General features: G+C 68.2%; 22 protein-coding genes and 2 pseudogenes. 5 read left to right on the top strand and 19 right to left on the bottom strand.

Annotated features, from left to right (window positions below):
• Positions 1-202: 202 nt before the first annotated feature.
• The 7 genes and pseudogenes from rpsC to rplC form a co-directional block, all read right to left on the bottom strand.
• Positions 203-832 (bottom strand): annotated as a pseudogene (rpsC, locus tag R8F63_19340) (30S ribosomal protein S3).
• Between the two features lie 590 nt (positions 833-1,422).
• A pseudogene (rplV, locus tag R8F63_19335) lies at positions 1,423-1,773 on the bottom strand (50S ribosomal protein L22).
• Complete coding sequence (rpsS, locus tag R8F63_19330) at positions 1,770-2,048, bottom strand: 30S ribosomal protein S19 (GenBank protein ID MDW3220762.1); 279 nt, start codon at positions 2,046-2,048, stop codon at positions 1,770-1,772. Before rpsS ends, rplV begins: the two are co-directional and overlap by 4 nt.
• 5 nt (positions 2,049-2,053) lie before the next feature.
• Complete coding sequence (gene rplB, locus R8F63_19325; GenBank protein ID MDW3220761.1) at positions 2,054-2,890, bottom strand: 50S ribosomal protein L2; 837 nt, start codon at positions 2,888-2,890, stop codon at positions 2,054-2,056.
• A gap of 13 nt (positions 2,891-2,903) precedes the next feature.
• Complete coding sequence (gene rplW / locus R8F63_19320; GenBank protein ID MDW3220760.1) at positions 2,904-3,194, bottom strand: 50S ribosomal protein L23; 291 nt, start codon at positions 3,192-3,194, stop codon at positions 2,904-2,906.
• A 2-nt stretch (positions 3,195-3,196) separates the two neighbouring features.
• Entirely contained in the window at positions 3,197-3,844 is a 648-nt protein-coding gene (rplD, locus tag R8F63_19315; GenBank protein MDW3220759.1) for a 50S ribosomal protein L4, read from the bottom strand.
• 1 nt (position 3,845) lies between these two features.
• Complete coding sequence (gene rplC / locus R8F63_19310) at positions 3,846-4,484, bottom strand: 50S ribosomal protein L3 (protein ID MDW3220758.1); 639 nt, start codon at positions 4,482-4,484, stop codon at positions 3,846-3,848.
• Between the two features lie 280 nt (positions 4,485-4,764).
• On the opposite strand from rplC, the gene R8F63_19305 reads away from it, so the two are divergent.
• A complete protein-coding gene (locus tag R8F63_19305) occupies positions 4,765-5,910 on the top strand; it encodes an AI-2E family transporter (GenBank protein ID MDW3220757.1) in 1,146 nt (381 codons plus the stop codon).
• Positions 5,907-6,683: a hypothetical protein gene (locus R8F63_19300; GenBank protein ID MDW3220756.1), complete on the top strand. Its 777-nt coding sequence runs from the start codon at positions 5,907-5,909 to the stop codon at positions 6,681-6,683. The genes R8F63_19305 and R8F63_19300 overlap by 4 nt, the downstream gene beginning before the upstream one ends.
• A 19-nt stretch (positions 6,684-6,702) precedes the next feature.
• On the opposite strand, the gene R8F63_19295 is transcribed toward R8F63_19300, so the two are convergent.
• Together R8F63_19295 and R8F63_19290 are read right to left on the bottom strand one after the other, a co-directional pair.
• Positions 6,703-7,392: a response regulator transcription factor gene (locus tag R8F63_19295; GenBank protein MDW3220755.1), complete on the bottom strand. Its 690-nt coding sequence runs from the start codon at positions 7,390-7,392 to the stop codon at positions 6,703-6,705.
• A gap of 226 nt (positions 7,393-7,618) precedes the next feature.
• Positions 7,619-9,157 carry a sigma-70 family RNA polymerase sigma factor gene (locus R8F63_19290; GenBank protein MDW3220754.1) on the bottom strand — a complete coding sequence of 513 codons (1,539 nt, stop codon included), beginning with the start codon at positions 9,155-9,157 and terminating at the stop codon, positions 7,619-7,621.
• Between the two features lie 177 nt (positions 9,158-9,334).
• On the opposite strand from R8F63_19290, the gene R8F63_19285 reads away from it, so the two are divergent.
• Positions 9,335-10,039, top strand: coding sequence for an S-layer homology domain-containing protein (locus R8F63_19285; GenBank protein MDW3220753.1), 705 nt, complete (start codon positions 9,335-9,337; stop codon positions 10,037-10,039).
• Here the strand turns inward: R8F63_19285 and R8F63_19280 are convergent.
• Positions 10,020-10,910: a GTP-binding protein gene (locus R8F63_19280; GenBank protein MDW3220752.1), complete on the bottom strand. Its 891-nt coding sequence runs from the start codon at positions 10,908-10,910 to the stop codon at positions 10,020-10,022. The genes R8F63_19285 and R8F63_19280 overlap by 20 nt on opposite strands.
• A complete protein-coding gene (locus R8F63_19275; protein MDW3220751.1) occupies positions 10,907-12,544 on the bottom strand; it encodes an amidohydrolase in 1,638 nt (545 codons plus the stop codon). Before R8F63_19275 ends, R8F63_19280 begins: the two co-directional genes overlap by 4 nt.
• A gap of 70 nt (positions 12,545-12,614) precedes the next feature.
• Between R8F63_19275 and R8F63_19270 the strand changes: the two genes are divergently transcribed.
• Both R8F63_19270 and R8F63_19265 read left to right on the top strand, forming a co-directional pair.
• Positions 12,615-13,256, top strand: coding sequence for an S-layer homology domain-containing protein (locus R8F63_19270; GenBank protein MDW3220750.1), 642 nt, complete (start codon positions 12,615-12,617; stop codon positions 13,254-13,256).
• 88 nt (positions 13,257-13,344) lie between these two features.
• The gene (locus R8F63_19265; GenBank protein MDW3220749.1) at positions 13,345-14,184 is read left to right on the top strand and encodes an S-layer homology domain-containing protein; all 840 of its coding nucleotides are present in this window, start codon (positions 13,345-13,347) and stop codon (positions 14,182-14,184) included.
• A gap of 79 nt (positions 14,185-14,263) precedes the next feature.
• Here the strand turns inward: R8F63_19265 and rpsJ are convergent, their stop codons facing one another.
• The 8 genes from rpsJ to R8F63_19225 form a co-directional block, all read right to left on the bottom strand.
• On the bottom strand, positions 14,264-14,584 hold the full coding sequence (gene rpsJ, locus R8F63_19260) for a 30S ribosomal protein S10 (GenBank protein MDW3220748.1): 321 nt from the start codon (positions 14,582-14,584) through the stop codon (positions 14,264-14,266).
• Between the two features lie 7 nt (positions 14,585-14,591).
• Positions 14,592-15,779, bottom strand: a complete 1,188-nt coding sequence (tuf, locus tag R8F63_19255) for an elongation factor Tu (GenBank protein ID MDW3220747.1) — start codon at positions 15,777-15,779, stop codon at positions 14,592-14,594.
• 54 nt (positions 15,780-15,833) lie between these two features.
• Positions 15,834-17,927: an elongation factor G gene (gene fusA / locus R8F63_19250; GenBank protein MDW3220746.1), complete on the bottom strand. Its 2,094-nt coding sequence runs from the start codon at positions 17,925-17,927 to the stop codon at positions 15,834-15,836.
• A 131-nt stretch (positions 17,928-18,058) separates the two neighbouring features.
• Entirely contained in the window at positions 18,059-18,529 is a 471-nt protein-coding gene (gene rpsG / locus R8F63_19245; protein ID MDW3220745.1) for a 30S ribosomal protein S7, read from the bottom strand.
• Between the two features lie 2 nt (positions 18,530-18,531).
• Complete coding sequence (gene rpsL, locus R8F63_19240; protein MDW3220744.1) at positions 18,532-18,903, bottom strand: 30S ribosomal protein S12; 372 nt, start codon at positions 18,901-18,903, stop codon at positions 18,532-18,534.
• Between the two features lie 144 nt (positions 18,904-19,047).
• Positions 19,048-20,493, bottom strand: a complete 1,446-nt coding sequence (locus tag R8F63_19235) for an HD-GYP domain-containing protein (protein ID MDW3220743.1) — start codon at positions 20,491-20,493, stop codon at positions 19,048-19,050.
• A 78-nt stretch (positions 20,494-20,571) separates the two neighbouring features.
• On the bottom strand, positions 20,572-22,506 hold the full coding sequence (locus R8F63_19230; protein MDW3220742.1) for a hypothetical protein: 1,935 nt from the start codon (positions 22,504-22,506) through the stop codon (positions 20,572-20,574).
• 14 nt (positions 22,507-22,520) lie between these two features.
• Positions 22,521-23,045 (bottom strand): hypothetical protein, encoded by a 525-nt coding sequence (locus tag R8F63_19225; protein MDW3220741.1) that lies wholly within the window; start codon positions 23,043-23,045, stop codon positions 22,521-22,523.
• Positions 23,046-23,134: the final 89 nt, after the last annotated feature.

Below are 23,134 nucleotides of genomic sequence, written 5' to 3'. Positions count from 1 at the left end.
GGAGCTTCTCGAACTCGGGATCGGCTTCCTGCACGAGTGCAGCCGGCTCTTCCTCGGTCTCGGCCTCGGGGGTCTCTTCGGTCTCGGGCGTGGCGACGCGCTTGCGGCTCGACACGACCTTGCGGGGCTTGGCCTGGCCGCTGGTCTCGCCGGCGGCCATGGCGGCCTCGAGCGTGGCCTTGTCCTCGGCGTTGGTCTTGTACGGGAGGATGTCGCCCTTGTAGAGCCACACCTTCACGCCGATGCGACCGTAGGTGGTACGGGCTTCGCGGAAGCCATAGTCCACATCGGCGCGCAGGGTGTGCAGCGGCACACGACCTTCGCGGTACCACTCGGTGCGCGCCATCTCCGATCCGCCGAGGCGGCCCGAGCACTGGACGCGGATGCCGAGGGCACCGGCCTTCTGGGCGTTCTGCACCGCACGCTTCATCGCCCGGCGGAACGCGACGCGTCCGGCGAGCTGGTCGGCGACACCCTGGGCGATCAGCGCGGCGTCGAGCTCCGGCTGCTTGATCTCCTGGATGTTCAGCTGGACCTTGGCGTTGCCGGTGATCGAGGTGAGACCGGCGCGGAGGCGGTCGGCCTCGGAACCACGACGCCCGATGACGATGCCCGGCCGGGCGGTGTGGACGTCGACACGGAGACGATCGCGGGTGCGCTCGACCTCGACCCGGCTGATCGCGGCGTGCGGCAGCTCGGTCATGAGGAAGTCGCGGATCTTCCAGTCCTCGATGACGTTGTCGGCATATTCCTCACGGTCGGCGAACCAGCGGCTCTTCCATTCCGTGGTGACGCCGAGGCGGAACCCGTAGGGGTTGACCTTCTGTCCCATTACTCGTTCTCCTCTGCGGCCTCGACCGCCGCTCGAGCCGTCGCCGCAGCCGCTTCGGCCTTGGTCGCGGCCTCGGCGGCCTGGGCCGCGAGTTCCTTCTCTTCATCGGTCTCGGCCGCGGCCATGGCCTCATCGGCCGCCTTGCGGGCGTCGGCCGCTTCCTCGGTCGCCTTGTCGGCGGCCTTGCGGGCTTCGTCGAGGTCGCCCTCGGCGAGTGCCTCGGCGGCGTCTTCGGCGTCGTCCGCGGCATCGTCGACCGCGTCCTCGACATCGTCGACCGCGTCGGCCACGTCGTCGCTCACGTCGGCATCGTCGAGCGCATCCTCGAGATCGTCGGCGGCGTCGTCGGCGGCATCGGCCGCATCCTCGACCGCTTCCACGGTCGCAGCGACGATCTCGCTGGCCTGTTCCTCGACCGACGGTTCGTCGTGGTCGTGGTCGTGATCATGGTCGTGATCGTGCTCGGCTTCCTCACGGGCCCGGCTCTGGGCAACGCGCTGACGACGGGCCTCGGCCGCGTTCGTCGTGGTCGAGCGACCGGCGTTGGCTTCGCGCTCGCGCAGCGCCTCGAGCTGCTCCTCGGAGTAGCGCGACACGATCACCGTGATGTGGCAGGTGCGCTTGCGGATGCGGGTGGCACGGCCACGGGCCCGGGGGCGCCAACGCTTGAGCGTCGGACCCTCATCGGCGTAGCAGGCCGAGACGAACAGCTCTTCGGCGAGCTGGCCGTCGTTGTGTTCGGCGTTGGCGACGGCGGAATCGAGAACCTTGGCGATCTCTTCGCTGATGCCGCGCTCGCTGAACGCGAGGATCTCCGACGCCTCGGCGTAGGACTTGCCCCGGATCAGGTTCAGGATCTCGCGGGCCTTGTAGGCCGACGCGCGCACGTGCGACGCCTTGGCGCGGGTGCCGGGACGCTCGTTGGTCTTCGTGCCGGTCATCGGCGGGCTCCCCGCTCCTGGCCGGCGTGGAACTTGAAGGTGCGGGTGGGCGCGAACTCACCGAGCTTGTGGCCGACCATCGACTCGGTCACGTAGACCGGGACGTGCTTGCGACCGTCGTGGACGGCCAGGGTGTGGCCGATCATGTCGGGGATGATGGTCGAACGACGAGACCAGGTCTTGATGACCTTCTTCTCGCCCGTCTCGTTGAGTGCATCCACCTTCTTGAGGAGGTGGTCGTCGACGAACGGACCCTTCTTGAGGCTGCGCGGCATTGTGATTACCTCCGCGAACCGCGCGTCCGGCGACGGCGCACGATCAGCTTGTCGGATTCGGGCTTCTGCTTGCGGGTACGGCCCTCGGGCTTGCCCCACGGGGATACGGGATGGCGACCACCGGAGGTCTTGCCCTCGCCGCCGCCATGGGGATGATCAACCGGGTTCATGGCGACGCCGCGGGTCTGGGGGCGCTTGCCCTTCCAGCGGTTGCGGCCGGCCTTGCCGATCTTGATGAGTTCGTGCTGGCTGTTGCCGACCTCGCCGATGCTGGCCCGGCAGTCGATCGGCACCCGTCGCATCTCGGTGCTGGGCAGACGCAGGGTGGCGAACTCGCCTTCCTTGGCGACCAGCTGGATGGAGGTGCCGGCGGAGCGGCCCAACTTGGCACCGGCGCCGGCCTTCAGCTCCACATTGTGGATGACGGTACCGACCGGGATGTAGCGCAGCGGCAAGGCGTTGCCGGGGCGGATCTCCGCACCCTGACCTGACGTGAGCTTGTCGCCGACCTGCAGCTCACGGGGGGCGATGATGTAGCGCTTCTCGCCGTCGTGGTAGTGCAGCAGGGCGATGTTGCAGGTGCGGTTCGGGTCGTACTCGATGGTCGCGACCGTGGCCGGTACGCCGTCCTTCGTGCGAAGGAAGTCGACCTGGCGGTACTTCTGCTTGTGTCCGCCACCGCGGTGACGGCTGGTCTTGCGACCGTGGTTGTTGCGCCCGCCGGACTTGGTCTCACCCTTGGTGAGACTCTTCTCCGGCGAAGAGGCGGTGATCTCCGAGAAGTCCGAGGAGGTCTGGAAACGACGACCCGGGCTGGACGGCTTGCGCTTGCGAATGGCCATGATGCTGTCTCCCCTACGCCTCGAACAGATCGATCGAGTCACCCTCGGCGAGGGTGACGAGGGCCCGCTTCTGACCGGAACGCTGGCCGAAACCACCGGTGCGGCGGTTGCGCTTGCGCTTGCCCTTGCGGTTGAGGGTGTTCACCTTGAGGACGGACACGTCGAAGATCTCCTCGACGGCGTCGCGGATCTCCGGCTTCGACGCGCTCGGCGCCACGACGAAGGTGTAGACGTTCTCCTCGAGCAGCCCGTAGGACTTCTCCGAGACGACCGGACGAATGATGACGTCGCGATGATCCTTCACGATCACTCGCCTCCTTCGGAGCCGTCTGCGCCACCCGGCAGGGTGGCTTCGGTGAACACCACGACGTCGCTGTCGAGCACGTCGTAGGTGTTGAGCTCACCGACGTGGAGGCAGTGCACGTTGGTGAGGTTGCGGAAACTCTTGTAGGCGGACTCGTCGGCGTCGCCGAGGACCACGAGCACCTTGCCCTCGGCACCGATCGCGGCGAGCGCGGCGACGGCGTCCTTGGTCTTGGGGGTGTCGAAGTTCCAGGAGTCGACCACGATGACGTTGCCCTCGCTGGCCCGGTCGGACAGGGCGCTGCGCAGGGCGAGGCGCACCATCTTCTTGGGGGTCTTCTGGCTGTAGTCACGCGGCTTCGGGCCGTGGGCGATGCCGCCACCCCGCCAGATCGGCGAGTTGGAGGAACCGGCGCGGGCGCGGCCGGTGCCCTTCTGGCGCCAGGGCTTGGCCCCGCCACCACGGACCTCACGACGGGTCTTGGTGGAGTGGGTGCCGGCCCGCTTGGCGGCGAGTTGGGCGGTCACGACCTGGTGCATGACGGGGATGTTGGGCTCGATGCCGAACACGTCGTCGACCAGTTCGGCCGTGCCGGCATCGGAGCCGGACGGGGACTTCATGGTGACGGTGATCTTCGAGGAATCAGCCATCTCAGGATCCCTTCACTGCGTCGCGGATGACCACGGTGGCACCGCGGGGGCCGGGCACGGAGCCCCGCACCAGCAGAACTTCGGCCTCGGGATCGCTCTTGACGACCTCGAGGTTCAGCGTGGTGACCTTCTGGTTGCCCATGCGGCCGGGCAGCTTCTTGCCCTTGAACACACGACTCGGCGTGGCGCACTGGCCGACCGAGCCGGGCTTGCGATGGACCTTGTGGGCGCCGTGCGAGGCGGGCTGGCCCTTGAAGCCGTGTCGCTTCATCGCGCCCGCGAAGCCCTTGCCCTTGGAAACGGCAGTGACATCGACCCGTTCGCCCTGCTCGAGGACGTCGACGCCGATCTCCTGGCCCACGGTGAACTCCGAGACGTCATCGAGGCGGAGCTCGACGAGCGTGCGACCGGACTCGACGCCGGCCTTCTCGAAGTGTCCGGCCTCGGGCCGGGTGAGCTTGCCTGCATCCTTCACGCCGAGCGTGACCTGGATGGCGGAGTAGCCGTCGCTTTCAGGGGTCTTGACCTGCACGACACGGCACGTCGACACGCGCAGCACGGTGACCGGGACGACACGGTTCTCGTCGTCCCAGACCTGCGTCATGCCGACTTTCTCGCCGACGATCGCCTTGGTGGCCATGATTGGATCCTCATCCTTGGCACCGACCGGGATCGGTGCGCTCGTTCGCGCCGGCGAGCCGGTGCGGGGTTTCACGCGAACGCTCCGCTCGGGCGGACCCGGCGGAGCGTTCGTTCGGTTTTGCGATGTGGTTCCCGGGGGCCTGCATCGACGTCGATTCCGTGCTGATGGCCCGATCCGAGAATCGGAACCGCACAAGGTGACGAGGCTAGCGCCCGGACTGCCGCGTACCAACCGGCATCCCCGGGTCTTTCCGCGGCCGGAAGTAGCGTCCGATTGGATGGCGACCGAGGGTGACGAAGATACTGGAACCAGTGCGCCCGACACCTGGTTGAGCGCCTCCACGGTCCCGACGTGGATCGTCAAGGCGATCGGCCTCTTCTGGCTCGGGTGGCTCGCGGTCTATGTCGGCACCGGCATGGTCCGATCGCTGCGATCACTGCTGATCGTCATCCTGATCTCGCTGTTCCTCAGCTTCGCGATCGAGCCGGCCGTCAACCGGCTCGAACGGCGGGGAATCCGTCGGGGCGGCGGCGTCTGGATCGTCTATGTGCTCATGCTGATCGGCATCGCCGGATTCTCGGCCGCCATCGGCACCGCCCTCGCCACCCAGATCGACGAGCTGATCCAGGACGCGCCGCGCCTCATCGAGGACGCCGAGGCATGGCTCCAGGAGAACGTGGACGAGGACATCGACCTCACCGAGTTCCGCGACGAGTTCGTGGCCGACGGGCGGGCGGCGGATCTCGCCGGTCAGTTCGCCGACGACATCGTCAATCTCGGCGCGGCGCTCCTCAACATCATCTTCCAGGCGTTCACGATCGCGCTGTTCACCTTCTACCTGGTGGCCGAGGGACCGAAGCTGCGCCGCACGATCTGCTCGTTCCTCGAACCCGAGCGCCAGGCCATGGTGCTCGAGGTCTGGGACCTCGCGATCCAGAAGACCGGCGGCTACATCTACTCCCGCGGCATCCTTGCGTTCTTCTCGTTCGCCGCCCACTGGGTCGCCTTCGAGATCGTCGATCTCCCGTTCCCGCTCCCGCTCGCCCTGTGGGTCGGCGTCATCTCCCAGTTCATCCCCGTCATCGGCACCTATTTCGCCGGCGCGCTCCCGGTCGTGATCGGGCTGCTCGACGACCCGAAGAAGGGGCTCGTCCTGCTCATCGTGATCGTCGTCTACCAGCAGGTGGAGAACTATCTCTTTGCCCCCCGGGTGACGGCCCAGACCATGGAGATCCACGTCGCGGTGGCGTTCGGCGCCGTGCTCGCCGGCGCCGCCCTGCTCGGCGTCGTCGGTGCCCTGCTCGCGCTCCCCTTCGCGGCCACCGCGCAGGCGTTCATCTCGGGCTACCGACAGCACCACGAGATCGAGGAGGATGTCCTCGAACGCAGCGCACAACGACGCGGCCGTGGAGTGACCCGATGAGTCGACCGATCTTCTACACGCACATCATGAAGACGGGCGGGATCTCGATCACGACGTCCATCCGGGATGCAGTCGGCGCCGACCGGACTTTCCCGGACTCGGCCGGCGATGTGGCCGTCGTGGCCGCCAAGTCCATACCCGACTATCTGCTGGCTCTCGACGACGAGGATCGCCGGGCCCTGCGGTTCACGACGGTGCACCAGCCGGCGTGGGTCGCGTTCACCGCGCCACCCGACACGATCCGCGCGACGGTGCTGCGCGAACCGGTGGCGCGAACGCTGTCCCATCTTCGCCAGATCGCCGGGGGCAACCATCGCGCCGACTCGCCCCGCGAGGCCTGGGACGACCCCGAGATCCGGGCGCGCCTGTCGAACTACATGTGCCAGCTCTTCGCGGACCGCGAGGACCGCCCCGTCCCGAACGAGCCCCTGCCCGACGAGATGGACGACGCCATGAAGCGCCGCGTCCTGGCGTCGCTCAGCGACGGGTGGTCGACCGCGATCTGGAACCCGATGGCGATCGACGACGCAGCGTTGGCACAGGCGATCGCGACATTGTCCCGCTTCGACGTCGTGGGGACCACGGCGAACCTCGCCGGCTTCGTCTCCCGTCTCGCCACCGCCGCAGAACTTCCGTTGTCGCCGCCCGAACACCTCAACCGCACCAGCGAGCCGGTGGCGGTCGACGACGACCTCGTCGACGAGATCCGGGCTGCGGTCGTTTTCGACCAGCAGCTCTACGAACACGCTCAGGCGTCGGACGCCGCCGGCTGAGCCGGCCGCTCGCAGACGGTCAGACCGGCGTGGTGGCGTCGTCCACGAGACGCGTCCGCCGCTCCCGCTCGGCCCGCAGGTTCGTGACGAAGACCGCGGCCTCGGTGCGGCTGCTCATGTTCAGCTTGCGCAGCAGGTTGGACACATAGTTCTTGACCGTCTTCTCGGCGAGGCTCATGCGCTCCGCGATCTGGCGGTTCGTGAGGCCCTCGGCGAGATGGTCGAGGAGGCGCCGCTCCTGGGGGCTGAGGTCGTTCAGCACGGAAGCATCGCCGTCGTCGATACGACCGGTCCGCAGCCGCTCCAGCAACCGGCCCGTCAACGTCGGGTCGATGAGCGAGCCGCCGCCGTGGACGACACGGATCGATCGGACGAGTTCGGTGCCGGCGGTCCGCTTCAGGAGGAAGCCGGCGGCATCGGCGCGGATGGCCGACAGCAGCACGTCGTCGTTGGAGTAGGAGGTGAGAATGACGCTCGCCACCTTCGGCAGACGTTCCTTGATCCCCCGACAGACGTCGAGACCGTCGCCGTCGGGGAGCATCAGGTCGATCAGCGCCACATCGGGCCGGGTCGACTCGATCAGCCGCAGACCGTCGGCGGCCGTGCCGGCCTCGCCGACGACCTCCATGTCGGTCTCCCGCTCGAGCACGGCACGAAGGCCTTCTCGAACGAGTTCGTGGTCATCTAGGAGAAACACTCGAATCGTCATTGCAGGTCCCTTGTCCCTATTCGGTCGGAGTTCCGGTCCCGGCGGATGCCGTGCGGTCACCTGTCCTGATCGTCGGGGACTCTTGGCCCTGTACTTGACGAGGACCGGCCGCTCGTCACCACGGAAGCGCTCCTCGGCCCATCGGGGACGATGACCGCCGTCCCGGCGTCGACTGGGCCGAACGGCCCCTCTCCCGCGCCGCCTGGGGCGTCGAGCGACTCGCCGCTCAGGGGCAGGGAATCACGGTGACGGAGATGGGATCGGACGTGTCCGTGTTCCCGGCGGCGTCGAAGGCCGTGGCCCGGATCTCCATGCGCGTCGTCGTGGCGAACGTTCCGGCCGGGATCGCGAGCGTCGCGGACCAGGTGTCCGGCTGGCCGGTCGGCGACAATCCGACCGAGCCGGACTCGGAGCCGGCCGGGTTGACCCAGTCGACCGTGACGGCGGTGACGGCCACGTCATCGGTGGCGAGCACGGTCACCGTGGTCTGCTCCTCCAGCTGCGCCGTCGCGCACGAGTTCGCCGTGTTGCGTTCGACGATCGGCGAGTCCGAGTTGGTGAAGCGCGCCACGTCGGGCGGGTTCGGGTCCGGTGCGACGGTCGTCGTCGTCGTCGTGGTCGTGGACGTGGTGGTCGACGTGGTCGTCGTGGTCGACGTGGTCGACGTGGTGGTCGTGGACGACGAGGTCGGCGGCGGCTCTGTCGTGGTCGTTGTGCTGGTGGTCGTGGTCGAGCTCGGCGGCGCGACCGTGGTCGACGGTGCCGTCGTCGCGGGAACCGCGGTCGTGGTCGGCGCCCCCACGGACCCTTCGTCGACCGCGGCCCGATCGCCCAGCACGTCCACCGCGACGACGCCGGCGGTGACGAGCACGATGAGCACCGACAGCGCCACGACCGTCAGGAACGCGCCCAGACGACCGGAGGCCGCCGCACCCGGAAACCCGTCCGGGCGCCATTGCTCGATGGTGACCGTCGGCGGATGGCCGGCGGCGAGCAGGGCACCGACATCGCCCCGCAGACCCTCGGGCACCGGGGTCAGTGGCATGGCGGAGGCCATCCCGCTCGGATCCAGGAGGGCCTTGCGTCGACGACTGCACGTCTCACAGCCGTCGACGTGGCGACCGACCCGCTTGCGCACGACCGGCGAGAACGACCCGTCCCACTCGCCCAGCACCGCCTGCAGTTCGCCACAGTCGGAGCGGGCGTGGCGGGCGACGAGCAGGGCGCCGAGCGACCGTTCGACGCGGGCCCGCACCCGCTGCACGAGCTTGTAGGCGTTCTCGGTCGACACGCCGAGGACGGCCGCCAGATCCTCACCGTCGAGGCCGTGGCGCATGTGGAGATCGAGCACCTCCTGATCGCGCTCGTTCAGCCCGGCGCGGGCATCGACCATGAGCTGGCGCAGCTCGGCGCGCTCCACGGACCGGGTCATCTCGACCTCGACCCCGACGTCCGCGCCCGCATCGGGTTCCGCCACCGTGCGCTTCCGGCCGCGCAGCCGGGCGCGGCTCTGGTTCCTCGCGATGCTGTAGAGCCACGGTCGCAGTCGCTCGGGGTCCCGCAGCTGGCCCAGCTTCTGACTCGCGGTGAGGAAGGTGTCCTGGAAGGCGTCCGCCGCGTCGTCGGGCGAATGGAGCATGGCGAGGCAGAGGTCGTAGACGCGGTCGGCGTAGCGCTCGTAGATCGCGCCGAGCGCAGCGGGGTCGCCGGCGAGGTGGCGCGCGACCAGCGACGCGTCTCCGTCACCGCCGTTCGTCGCTGCCATGGGGCCGCAGCGTAGCGAGAGGTGGGGGCGCGCTTCATGGCCGTCCAGAGCGCGCCGCACCCCGATTCTGGACACTTCGCGAACTTCTTTCGCCGAAAAGTGTCCAGCGACCACCCCGCCCGCGCTCTGGACCACGACTGCGGCACCCGGCCGCGGCGAACCAGGAGGAGTTCTCCCATGCACACCCACGACACCCCGAAGAAGCCCACGCGCCGGCTCGGTCGCAAGGCCGTCGCCGTCGGTCTCGCCCTCGCGATCGGCATCCCGGCGGTCGCCCAGGCGCACCCGTTCGTCGATGTCGACGAGGGCCAGTGGTACAGCGAAGCCGTCGAGTGGGCCTACGCCAACGGCCTCACCACGGGGACCAGCCCCACGACCTTCAGCGGTGACGCCGGCGTCGATCGGTATCAGCTGTACACGGTGCAGCACCGGTTCCACACCGAGCTGGTCGAACCCGCGCTCGCCGATCTCGAGGACGAGATCGACGACATCGACATCCCGACGATCTACGCGGCGAACGTGTCCTCGGCCGGAACGGCGATGGACGCGGGCACCACGGACGGCGTCACCGCCGAACGCGAGAGCACTGGCGAGTACGTGGTCGACTTCCCCCGCGACGTGACGGACTGCAGTTGGACGGTGACCCATCGTTCCACCGACGGCCTGTTGCTGTTGCCGGATCCCGACTTCGAGGACCAGCCCCACTTCGACCTCTCGACGCCGACGGCGATCACGATCGACGGCTGGGACCGCGACGAGGACGAGATCCGGGTACGGGTGTCGGACGACACCGGCACGTCGAAGAACACGAGCTTCCAGCTCCAGGTGATCTGCACGTCGCCGGCGCCGTTCACGCCGCCGTTCATCGAGCTCGGCGGCTGATCCGCTCGGTCCACGACGCGAGCACTTCCGGGTCCGTACCCGGCACGGCAACGGCGGTCATCGCGGGTTCGCCCGTCGATGGCGGCCGTTGCCGCGTCACCTCGGTTCGGCGCCCGCTGCGCTGCACGACATGGCGCTCACCGTCGACGTCGACGAAGCCCTTGAGCCGGACGATCCCGTCCGGCGCCGCCGCCAGCCACGCATCGAGGCCGGCCCGATCGGTGGGCTGGGGCACGAACGATCGAGCGACGTGCAACGCGTGCGAATCCGCCCCGCCACGCCCGACCCGGTCGAGGGGGAGCAGTATCTCGACCCCCACGGCCGCGGCGTCGAACACGGGAGCATCGGTGATGATCCCGATCCGGTCGCGCGCCCGCGTGACGGTGGCGGGATCCGTGACGTCGGTGCGACTGACGAGCACGATGTCGGCCCCGGTGATCTGGGTCGCCACGGTGTCGCCGACGAGCGGATCGTCGAGCCACCCGTCTACCGACTCGGGATCGACCACGACAACGACGCCCTCCAACTCGTAGCCCGGCGTGCGACCCCACTGGGCCACCGCCCACGGATCGCCGACGCCGCTCACCTCGATGACGAGATGCTCGGGGCGGGGCTCGAGGTTCGCCAGTTCGTCGAGGGCGACGGCGAGCCCGTCGACGGCGGAACAGCAGACGCACCCGTTGGCGAGCGCCCGCATCGTGCCATCGTCCGATTCGATGAGGGCCTCGTCGATGGCGACGTCGCCGAAGTCGTTGACGACCACCGCGATCCGTCGACCGTGGTCGCCGGTCAACAGCCGGTTGAGCAATGTCGTCTTACCGGCACCGAGATACCCGCCGACCACCGTCAGCGGGATCCTCGTCGCCGTCACCCGACCGGGTGGTGGTCGCCGCCGAGGACCGTGCCGACGACACCGATGTCACGCAGTCCGCCCGCGCCGACCTCGTACGGATCGGCGTCGAGGGCGACGAGGTCCGCACGCTTGCCCACACTGATCGAGCCGATCTCGTCGTCCATGCGCAGCTGGAAGGCGGCACCGAGCGTCACCGCGTGCAGCGCCTGGTCCACGGTGAGCCGCTCGTCCGGTCCGAGAACCCGGCCCGATGCGGTCTGCCGGTTGGCGGCACACCACGCGACATGGAGCGGGCCGAGCGGCGTCACCGACGCGTCACTGTGGATCGAGAGCGGGATGTCGTGGGCCAGCACCGTGGCCGCCGCGTTCATCCTCGACGCCCGGTCGGGGCCGACGGTCAGGTCGTGGTGCTGGTCGCCCCAGTACCAGAAGTGGTTGGAGAAGAGATTGGCGCACATGCCGAGCTCCGCCATCCGCCGGTACTGGTCGTCGCGGGTCAGTTGGCAATGCTGGATCGTCGTGCGGTGATCGTCGTACGGCGCGCCGCCGGTCACCTCGGTGAACGCGTCGAGCAACACGTCCACCGCCTGGTCGCCGTTGCAGTGGACATGGAGTAGGAGCCCGGCGTCGAGCACCGGCCGCAACCAGTCGGCGAGCTGGGCGGGCGGTACCAGCCACAGGCCGTTGTCCTTGCCGTTCACGTAGGGCTCGGTGACCCGGGCCGTGAAGCCCTGGATGCTTCCGTCGAGCACGAACTTCACGCCGCCGAAGCGCAGCTTCTCGGACGACTCTCCCCGGCGGCGCTCGATCAGCGCCGCGACGTCGTCGAGGTCGGACGGACCGCCGTGACCCGGATTGTGGAACACGGACACGCGGGCGGGAAACGCCGGGTCGTCGACCACCTGCCGCCACATCGCCGCCATGCCGTCGCCGGCGAGCGAACCGCTGCCGAGGTCCACCGCCGTCGTGATCCCCGCGTTGCGAGCGAGCCGACCGAACGCGCCGATCCCTTCGGGCGACATGAGCGGCATGACCATCGACATGAAGCTGTCCCCGGCCAGTCGCATCGCGGCCGGCTCCTGGAGCTCGCCGATGGGATGTCCGGCACCGTCCTTCGGTACCCCCTCGGCCAGCGTGTCGGCGGTGATGCCCTCCTTCTCCATCAGGGCGGTGTTGACCGTGGCGAGGTGCAGCGAGGCGTGGAACACGAAGATCGGCCGGGTCGTCGAGACCCGGTCGAGATGCTCGGCCACCAGGCGCTCGCCGGGGAAGTAGATCGGGTCGAGCCCCCACGCGAGCAATGGCGCGTCCGGGTCGTCCATCGCCGCGTCGGCGCCACGGAGGCGGTCGATCACCGCGTCGATCGTCGTGCAGCCGGCCCACAGCTTCCCGTCCGGATCGCGATTGTCGAAGTAGCCGACATAGAGGTTGCTCCACATGCCGCCGGCCATCGCATGCGAGTGCGCCTCCACGAACCCCGGCAGCAGCACCCGTTCCCGGTGACGATCGTCGACCTCGGCGTCGGGATGGGCGGCGAGGAGATCAGCGGTCGAACCCACGCCGACGATCCACCCGTCAGCGATCGCGACGGCATCGCCGGCAACCGCCTCGTCGAGCGGGTGGACGGTCTTGGCCGTGAGGATGGTGGTCATCGCCGGCGACGCTATCGCCACGCCGAGTGGCCGTGCTCACGGCTCTGCGGGAGCGGCCGACGGGACGCACATGACGATCACCATCCGCATCACGAAGGCGACGCTCGCGATCCTCGTGGCCGTGGCCGTGCTCGCCGGAACGGCCACCGCGTTGGCGGGGCACCCGTTCGGCGACGTCGAGGACGGCAAGTGGTACTCCGAGGCCGTCGAGTGGGCCTACGACAACGACATCACCACCGGCAAGACCCCGACGACCTTCAACGGCGACGACGGCGTCACCCGCTACGAGGCCGTCACCTTCCAGCAGCGCTACGACGAGAACGTCGCCGGTCCCGCCCGCGACGCCCTCGCCGACGACATCAGCGACAACGCTGACGACATCGCCGACAACGGCGAGGCGATCGCATCGCTGGCGGCCGAGACCGAGTACTACTGGGCGATGATCGATCCGGACGGGTCCGTGCTCACGAGCTCGCACCCCGCGACCGCACATCGGGACGACACCGGGACCTATCGAGTCGGATTCGACGGTGTCCCGGCAAGCGATCTCTTCGCTAACGAGATCTACTGCATGGGCACGGCAACCACGTCGCTCGGTTTCACCGCAACCAGCTACGTGGTCGGCGGGGAGAACGAGTTCCACACCGTGTGGGTCTTCGACACCAGCGAGGCGCTGACGGACAGTTCATTCCGTTTCGTCGCCTACTGCTGATCGGACCTGCGCTCACATCGAGCGCGTCGCGGCCGACGGGACCCGTGGTGCGCGAGGAGCGCACACGACTCCGATTGGCGGACAACGCATGCACATCAACATCAAGCTCACGAAGACGAAGCTCGCTCTCGTCGTGGCGGCCGTCGCCCTCGCCGGCACCTCGGTGGCCTATGCGGGCCACCACCCGTTCACCGACGTCGAGGACGGCAAGTGGTACTCCGACGCTGTCGAGTGGGCCTACGACAACGACATCACCACCGGCAAGACGCCGACGACCTTCAACGGCGACGACGGCGTCACCCGCTACGAGGCCGTCACTTTCCAGCAGCGCTACGACGAGAACGTCGCCGGCCCCGCCCGCGACGCCCTCGCCGACGACATCAGCGACAACGCTGCCGACATCGCCGACAACGCCGACGCCATCAGTGACAACGCGTCCGCCCACGACGACGAAGTCGGTCGTCTCGCCTACGAGCAGTTCACCGACGAGGACAACTGGGACGGCAACGACCTGAAGACCGACGTCACGATCGACGTGCCGACGGACGGCTTCCTGATCGTCAACTACAGCGCGAACATCGGTCGGGACATCAATGAGAGCGGCACCGGCGACCTCACGGTGACCGCCACGTTCGAGCACGACGGCGACACCATCGACACCTTCTTCCAGGTCATCGATCTCGACGCCGGACTGTTCAACTTCGACACGCACACGCTGTCGTTCACCCACGTCCTCGAGGCGAGCGCGGGCGACAACGACGTCGACGTCACGCTGTCGCACGGCGGTGACGCGGACGATCTCCTCTACGTCTACAACGAGAACCTCAACGTCTTGTTCGTGCCGTTCGACGCCAGCAGCGGACCGATCATCGTCCCGCTCGGCGCCGGCGACGACGGGCGCAACCACAACCCCAACGGCAACAACTGAGCCTCGGCTGCGCCGACCGAAAACGAGAAGAGCCCCGGGCCGAGGGCCCGGGGCTCTTTCGCGTTCTGTCCGGCGGGCGCTACGCCTGCTGGATCTTGATCTCGATGTCGACCCCGGCGGGGAGGTCGAGGCGCTGCAGCGAATCCACCGTCTTGGGCGAGGGATCCAGGATGTCGAGCAGGCGCTTGTGGATGCGCATCTCGAAGTGTTCCCGGGAATCCTTGTCCTTGAACGGACCCTTGATGACCGTGAAGCGGTGCTTCTCGGTCGGCAGGGGAATCGGACCCGACAGGTGGGCCTGCGTCCGCTTCACCGTCTCGACGATCTTCTTCGTCGATTGATCGATGATCTCGTGGTCGTAGGCCTTCAGCCGGATACGAATCTTCTGTCCTGCAGCCATCAGATGCTCACTTGAGGATCTTGGTGACCGAGCCGGCGCCGACGGTGCGGCCACCCTCACGGATGGCGAACCGCAGGCCCTCGTCCATGGCGATCGGGTTGATCAGCTCGACGTGCATCTCGGTGTTGTCACCGGGCATGCACATCTCGGTGCCCTCGGGCAGCTGGATGGTGCCGGTGATGTCCGTGGTCCGGAAGTAGAACTGCGGGCGGTAGTTGGTGAAGAACGGCTTGTGACGACCGCCCTCCTCCTTCGACAGCACGTAGACCTGGGCCTCGAACTCGGTGTGGGGGGTGATGCTGCCGGGAGCGGCGAGCACCTGGCCACGCTGGACCTCTTCCTTGTCCACACCACGGAGCAGGGCGCCGATGTTGTCGCCGGCCTGACCCTCGTCGAGCAGCTTGCGGAACATCTCGACACCGGTGCAGGTGGTCTTCGTGGTGTCCTTGATGCCGACGATCTCGATCTCGTCGCCGGTGTGGACCTTGCCCTGCTCGACCTTGCCGGTCACGACGGTGCCGCGGCCGGTGATCGAGAACACGTCCTCGATCGGCATGAGGAAGGGCTTGTCGAGGTCACGCTCGGGGGTCGGGACGTACTCGTCGACCTGCGCCATGAGATCCATGATGGCGGCGGCCGCGTCGGCGTCGCCCTCGAGGGCCTTCAGCGCGGAGACGTGGATGACGGGGGTGTCGTCGCCCGGGAAGTCGTACTCGTTGAGGAGCTCACGCACCTCCATCTCGACGAGCTCGAGGAGCTCCTCGTCGTCGACCATGTCGACCTTGTTGAGCGCGACGACGATCTTCGGCACACCGACCTGACGGGCGAGCAGCACGTGCTCACGGGTCTGGGGCATGGGACCGTCAGCGGCGGACACCACCAGGATCGCACCGTCGACCTGCGCCGCACCGGTGATCATGTTCTTGATGTAGTCCGCGTGACCGGGCATGTCGACGTGGGCGTAGTGACGGTTCTCCGTCTCGTACTCCACGTGCGACACGTTGATCGTGATGCCGCGTTCGCGCTCTTCGGGCGCGTTGTCGATGTTCGCGAACTCGGTGAAGGCGGAGCCTTCGACGTTGTCCGAGAGAACCTTTGTGATCGCAGCGGTGAGCGTCGTCTTGCCGTGGTCGATGTGGCCCATCGTGCCCACGTTGACGTGAGGCTTGTTCCGCTCGAACGTCTCCTTGGCCATAACTGTTTTTCCTTGTGATTTTCTCTGTGGCTTCTTGGTGGGGTTAGGAGACGATCATTCGCCGCGAACGCGGGCGACGATCTCTTCCTGAACGGATGCAGGTGTGGGCTGGTACGAATCGAATTGCATCGTGTACGTCGCCCGCCCCTGCGTGCGTGAACGCAGGTCCGTACTGTATCCGAACATCTCGGAGAGCGGCACGAGTGCGTTCACGACCTGGTTGATTCCGCGCTGTTCGGTGCCCTGCACCTGGCCGCGTCGGGAGTTGATGTCGCCGACGACATCGCCGAGATAGTCGTCGGGGGTGACGATCTCGACGGCGAAGACCGGCTCGAGGAGCGTGGGCTTCGCCTGACGGGCGACCTCGCGGAACCACGCGTTGCCGGCGATCTTGAACGCCATTTCGGACGAGTCGACGTCGTGCGTCTTGCCGTCCTCGAGCGAGACCTTGATGTCCACCGTCGGGAAGCCGGCGAGCACACCATTGCTCATCGCCTCCTGGATGCCCTGGTCCACCGGCTTGATGAACTCCTTGGGGATCGCGCCACCGGTGATGTTCGAGTCGAACTCGTAGCCGCCACCGGGGTTCGGGGCGAGCGTGGCCGAGATGACGGCGAACTGACCGGTACCACCGGTCTGCTTCTTGTGCGTGTAGGTGTGCTCGACCACTTCCTGGGTGATGGTCTCGCGGTAGGCGACCTGGGGCTTGCCGACGGCAGCCTCGACCTTGAACTCGCGCTTCATACGATCGACCAGCACCTCGAGGTGCAGCTCGCCCATGCCGGCGATGATCGTCTGGGCGGTCTCTTCGTTGGTCGTGACCTGGAAGGTGGGGTCCTCTTCGGCGAGCGCCTGGAGAGCCTTGCCCATCTTCTCCTGATCGGCCTTCGACTTCGGCTCGACGGCGACCTCGATCACCGGCGCCGGGAAGTCGAGGTTCTCCAGCGTGATCGGGTGCGACGGGTCGCACAGCGTGTCGCCGGTGCGGGTGTTCTTGATGCCGATGCCGGCGGCGATGTCGCCGGTGGCGACCGAGTCCTTGTCGACGCGGTCGTTGGCGTGCATCTCGAGGATGCGGCCGACGCGCTCCTTGTTGGACGTGCGGGTGTTGAGCACCACATCGCCCTTGTCGAAGGTGCCGGAGTAGACGCGGAAGTAGGTGAGACGGCCGACGTGGGGGTCGGTCATGATCTTGAACGCGAGGGCCGAGAACGGCTCGTCGTCGCTCGCCTTGCGGGTCGCCTCGTTGCCGGCCTTGTCCTCACCCTTGATCGGGGGGACGTCGAGCGGCGACGGCAGGTAGTCGATGACGGCGTCGAGCAGCGGCTGCACGCCCTTGTTCTTGAACGCGGTGCCGTTGAGGATCGGCACGAGGTTGCCCTCGAGCGTGCCCTTGCGGATCGCGGCCATCAGCTCGTCCTCGCCGATCTCCTCGTCCTCGAGGACCTTCATCATGATGTCCTCGTCCTGGTCGGCCGCGGCCTCGAGCAGCTGCGCCCGGTAGTCGTCGGCCTGCTCCTGGAGCTCGGCGGGGATGTCGACCACGTCGTAGGTGGCGCCGAGATCGGTCTCGTCGGTGGCGAGCGGCCACACGAGGGCCTTCATCTTCACGAGGTCGATGACGCCGCGATAGTCGCCCTCGGCGCCGATCGGCAGCTGGAGGACGGCGACGTTCGGCGTCAGCCGGTCCTTGATGGTGTCGAGACAGAAGAAGAAGTCCGCACCGGTGCGGTCCATCTTGTTGACGAAACACATCCGCGGGACGTTGTAGCGATCGGCCTGGCGCCAGACGGTCTCGGTCTGGGGCTCCACACCGGCGACGCCGTCGAACACCGCGACCGCGCCGTCGAGCACGCGAAGGGAACGCTCCACCTCGACGGTGAAGTCGACGTGACCGGGGGTGTCGATGATGTTGATGCGGTGGTCGTTCCAGATGCAGTGGGTGGCGGCCGAGGTGATGGTGATCCCCCGCTCCTGCTCCTGCTCCATCCAGTCCATCGTGGCGGCGCCGTCGTGGACCTCGCCGATCTTGTAGGAGCGACCGGTGTAGTAGAGGATGCGCTCCGTCGTGGTGGTCTTGCCCGCGTCGATGTGGGCCATGATCCCGATGTTGCGGGTCATCTCGAGTGGCGTTCGCTTCTCAGCCATGGGTATTCCTCAGAGTGAATGGAGGTGGTGTGGGCGAAGGGGGTTCGCACACGCCACGACCGGACCGCTCTGGAAACGAGCTGCCCGGTCGTGAGAAAAGTGTATTGGGATTGCGGTAGGGAACCGCGGAGTTACCAGCGGTAGTGGGCGAACGCCTTGTTGGCGTCGGCCATCTTCTGAACGTCTTCGCGGCGCTTGCAGGACGCACCGATGCCGTTGCTGGCGTCGAGGATCTCGTTGGCGAGACGCTCGGCCATCGTGCGCTCGCGGCGGTCACGCGAGAACCCGACCATCCAGCGGATGGCGAGGGTGGTGGCACGACGGGGACGGACCTCGATCGGCACCTGGTAGGTGGCACCACCGACACGGCGGCTCTTCACCTCGAGCTGGGGACGGACGTTGTCGACGGCACGCTTGAGCGTGCTGACCGGCTCGGAACCCGTCTTCTCCTCGACCATGGCGAGCGCGTCGTAGACGATCTTCTCGGCCAGGGTGCGCTTGCCGCGCTGGAGGATCTTGTTGGTGAACTGGGTGACGAGCACCGAGTCGTAGATCGGATCGGGGTGAATCTCGCGGCGCGGAGCCGGACCCTTACGAGGCATCGTCAGCCATCCTTCTTCGCGCCGTACCGACTACGGGCCTGCTTGCGGTCGCGCACACCCGAGGTGTCGAGAGTGCCGCGGACGATCTTGTAACGAACACCCGGAAGATCCTTCACACGGCCGCCGCGCACGAGCACGATCGAGTGCTCCTGGAGGTTGTGGCCCTCGCCCGGGATGTAGGCGGTGACTTCGATGCCACTGGTCAGACGAACACGGGCGACCTTGCGGAGCGCAGAGTTCGGCTTCTTCGGGGTGGCGGTGTAGACGCGGGTGCACACACCACGACGCTGGGGCGCTCCCTTGAGCGCCGGTGTCGCTTCCTTGCGACGCTTCGACTGGCGACCCTTGCGGACCAGCTGCTGAATCGTGGGCACAGAAAAACCTTCGTGGAAGAGGAATGGAGATCGGTTGCGGCCGGCTGCGCCGTGAAAGCGCGCTCAGGCCGACGAGAAAGCATACGAGCGACCCACGGGAGCATCAACCCGCGCGGGGCGCGCTTTCGCGCGTACGCGGACCCGCTACACCGTCGGGTAGGGCGGGACCGTGGTCGTGACCGGCGGAAGGGTCGGGTACGCCGGCACGGTGGTCGTCGGTGGGGGCAGCGGCGGCGCCGTCGTCGTCGTGGTGGTTGTCGTCGGCGGCTGCGTGGGCGGCGGTGCCGTCGTCGCGGGGACGGTCGTGGTCGTCACCGTCGTGGTGGGCGGCTCGGTGGTCGTCGTCGTGGTCGTGGTCGTGGGCCGCTGGGTGGTGCTGGGCGCCACAGTCGTCGTCTCGGCCAGGGTCGTGGACGTCGTGGTGGTCGTCTCCTCGATCTCGACGACGCGCTCGATGAGTGTCGGTGGCGGCGCCTCGGTCGAGATGGCCGGGATGACCGCGGCGGACGTGGCGACCACGGCCGCGCTCGCCACGGTCGCCGTCGCCGTGGCGCCGACCCCCGTGGCCGCGGTGACCAGGTGACCGGGGATCTCGACGAGGGCGCCGAGGGCGCCGAAACCGGCCCGGTTCTTGCGGATGCCGACGTTCAGGAACGCCCGGACCACCGTCGGATCGAACTGGGTGCCCGAGTGCTCGACGAGCTCGTGTCGAGCCGCGGCCGGCGAAATGGGCTTCTGGTACGAGCGCAACGCCGTCATCGCGTCGTAGGCATCGGCGACGGCGACGATGCGGCCGGCCAACGAGATGTTCTCGCCGGCCAGACCCGACGGATACCCGGTGCCGTCCCACCGCTCGTGGTGATCGGTGGCGGCGCCGGACCACGGGCCGAGCCAGTCGGCGAACGGCGCGAGATGACCGATCGCATGGACCGGATGGCGCTCGACGATCGCGCGCTCCTCGGCGCTCAATCCGCCCTTCGTGTCGAGAACGTGCTCGGGGACGTCGAGCATCCCGACATCGTGGAGCAGGGTCGCCCACCGGAGACGCTCGATCTCCTGTTCCTCGAGCCCGAGCTCCCGGGCGATCAGCTCGGCGTAGCCCCGGACCCGGTCACCGTGGCGCCCCGACCTCGCCTCCCGTCGGCTCACCTTGGCCACGAGCGCGGCGAGCCGTTTCGTCATCATCGCCGCGTCGAACTCGGACTGGACGACGACGCCGAGATCCTCGGGACGGGCGTCGGCTCCCGAGCGGAAGAACGCGCGCATGCGCGACGGCGCCGCGTCAGGGAAGGTGAGCGACAGGCTGAACAGCACGCTGAGCGAACTGAAGCGGCGGAGCAGGCGGCGCACGACCTGGAACACGATCGAGGAGAGGACGAGCGCGCCGGCGAACCAGGCGATCGAGGGACCGAGGCCGTCGGGGCGGCTCACGTATCGCATCGCGACCCGGACGGTGAGCCAACTCACGACCAGCGGTACGACGATCAGGGCGGCCCGCACGAGCCAGGCCAGGACCGGCCGGGCCTTCCACTCGCCCGCGTTCGGGCCCACCTCGGCCATGGGCGCGGCTTGGTCGGGAGTCGGTGACACGGGGTTCCTCGTCGGTCACCTTCTTCATCGGCACCGCGTGGCCCGGCCTGAGCGGCGCGGGGGCGGCGTGCGACCGGATCAGTCGGCGTCGAGCTCCGCCGCGGTGATGAGCGCGGCGAGCCCTCGGCCGATGTGCTGGTTCGCGCGGGCATTGGGATGGCCGTCACCCACGTAGCGCAGGAGGAACGGGATGTAGTCCTCCTCGACCAGGTCGGCGGGCTTCTCGCGGGCGACCGGCTCGTCGAGCAGCACGCAGCGGTGTCCGGTCGTGAGGCACATGTCGTACACGTTGCCCGCCGTCACGTCGGCCCCGGCGAGCACGTCCTTCATCACGAAGAACGTGACCTCGACCTCCGGTCCGAGGTCCTCGTAGAGGTCACCGAGCTGCCGGAGTTTGTCGATCACCTCGGCCGCACCCGGGTCGCCCGCGTCGCGGAACGAACACGCGTCGCGCCGGTCGAAGTCCGGATCCGGCTCGACGGCGGTTGCCGCGGACCTCGTGAACGGCTCGACGAGCTCACCGTCGATGAGGCGCCAGTGCACAGGCGTGTCCGCCGCCACCCCGTGGATGTCGGTGTACGACGCGTCGTCCATCCGGCAGAGCTCGTTGCCGGAGACGGCGAAGATCAGGTGCGTGACACCGAACTCCTCGACCATCTGGCGGGCGTTCGCCGCGTGGGTCTCGACCGAGTACAGCGAGCGGGCGACGGAGAAGACCTCGTGGCACCGGTCCGAGCCGAGCTCGAGGAGGGCTTCGGCGATCAGGCCCGGCTTCTGGTCCACCCGGGTCTGGAGGGCCTGCACGTAGGACCCGCCGAACCAGGCGGCCCGGCTGCACTCGCCGGCATTGTCCCGGTCCCGGTCGCGGTCGGCCTGGCCGAGGTTGTTGTTCCAGTTCAGCCCCTGGAACTGCTGGCGTTCCAGCGCCGTCGAACCGTTCCAGATCTGGAGGTCGTGCGGTCGTCTGGTCTGATAGCTGTCGGGCGGTGGGCCGTCGGCGACGGGGAACTCCGGTGTCATGTCGATCGTCAGATCGGTGGTGATCCGCTCGACGTCGATCCACGGTCCCTGCTGCACGAAGTGCTCCAGCCCGTAGTCGTCGACCCAGAGCTTCGCTCGAACGCCGAGGTTCGCTCGCGGCACCGTGAACCCGCCGGCGGGGTCGATGTCGACGACGGTGGTACTGCCGTCGTCGCGCAGGACGTGGAGCGCGTCGAGCGCGGCGTCGTCGTCCGGATCGGCACTGCGGGCGGCGAGGGCATGCTCGCGGCCGACGACGCGAATTCGGAGATCGGCGGCCGGCGCGGTCTCGGTGGAGGCCGCCAACGCGAGCCAGTCGATGCGAACGGTCGAGTCCGGGAGTCGCGCACCGACCGCCCGCAGCAGCACGCCGAAACTGTTGACGCCGTCCGCCGGCTGCGGCAGTTGACCGAACGCTCCGGAATCGTCCGTTCGCAGGAGTCCGCAGCGGGCGCCGGTCACCACGAAGGCGTCGTCCACGGGAACGACACCGTGCTCGGCGAGCAGGGCATCCGGTTCGGCCACCGCGTCGGCGCAGTCGCGCTCGTCCTCGGCCGGTACGAAGACGGTCAGGTCCCCGCTTGCCGTGATCACGAACGGCCACGCGGCCGCCGGGCCGTCGACGGCGCCGAGCTGGATCTGATCGAAGGCGACCTCGCCGCGCTCCGGCGCGAGCGCGAAGACCGCCGCATCGGCGGTCAGCGAGAGCTCGACCGCGACCTGCTCGAGCGAGGCACCGAGGATCGGTCGATGGTCCACGCCGGCCACGACGAGCACGCCGGCCTTGCGAAACGCCGGGACCGCGTCCACGAGCGGCCACGTCGCCACGCCCCGACCGCCCGACGGAACCGTCGTCGTGGTCGTCGTACTGGTGGTCGTCGTCGTGGTCGTCGTGCTCGACGGCGTCGCGGTCTCACCGCCGTCGTCGCTGCACGCGGCGAGAAGGGCGACCAGCGCCACACCGGCGATCGCCCACCGCCTCGGACCCGCCATGGCCGTGGCGTCGCCTACTCGGTCAGCGCGGCCTGGAGCTGTGCCGCGCAAGCATCCCCCAGGTCCGTCGTGTAGCAGTCGGCGACGAGCGCATCCCAACCGCTGACCTGGAAGTAGGAGTGCTCGATGGTCTGTGAGAAGTCCGGCTGGTTGTACGAATCGAGCCCGTTGACGGTCAACAGTCCGACCTCGACCACCTCGGAGAACCCGCAGGTCGTGAAGCCCTGTGCGACCACGCCCTGCCAGATCAGCAACCGGTGATCGTCGCCGATCGCATCCTCGGGGACCGAGACGTAGACGGCGCACCCCGCGCCCTCGTCGGACTCGAAGACCTCGAAGTCGACGGCGGGCGGCGCGTCGCTGCCATCGTCGGCCGCGTCGCCCGCGCCGTCATCGCCGGTCCCGTCCTCGTCAGCGGCGGAATCGTCGGCCGGGTCGGGGTCGGCGACCGGGTCGGCGTCGCCGCCGTCGTCACCACACCCGGCCGCCAGGAGGCCGAGGGCGAGGAGGAGAACGAGGCCGGTGATCCAGTGGCGCATGAGCGGCGATCCTACCGGCCGCACCGCCGGTTCTCCGTTCGCCGGCGGGTCACCGACGGGGAGGCGAGGAGACCGTTCGCGGTGCAATA

Source organism: Acidimicrobiales bacterium (genome assembly GCA_033344915.1).
In the GTDB taxonomy this organism is placed as follows: Bacteria; Actinomycetota; Acidimicrobiia; order Acidimicrobiales; family Aldehydirespiratoraceae; genus JAJRXC01.
The sequence above is the reverse complement of the archived record's forward strand: the minus strand, read 5'-3'. Positions and strand labels throughout refer to the sequence as shown.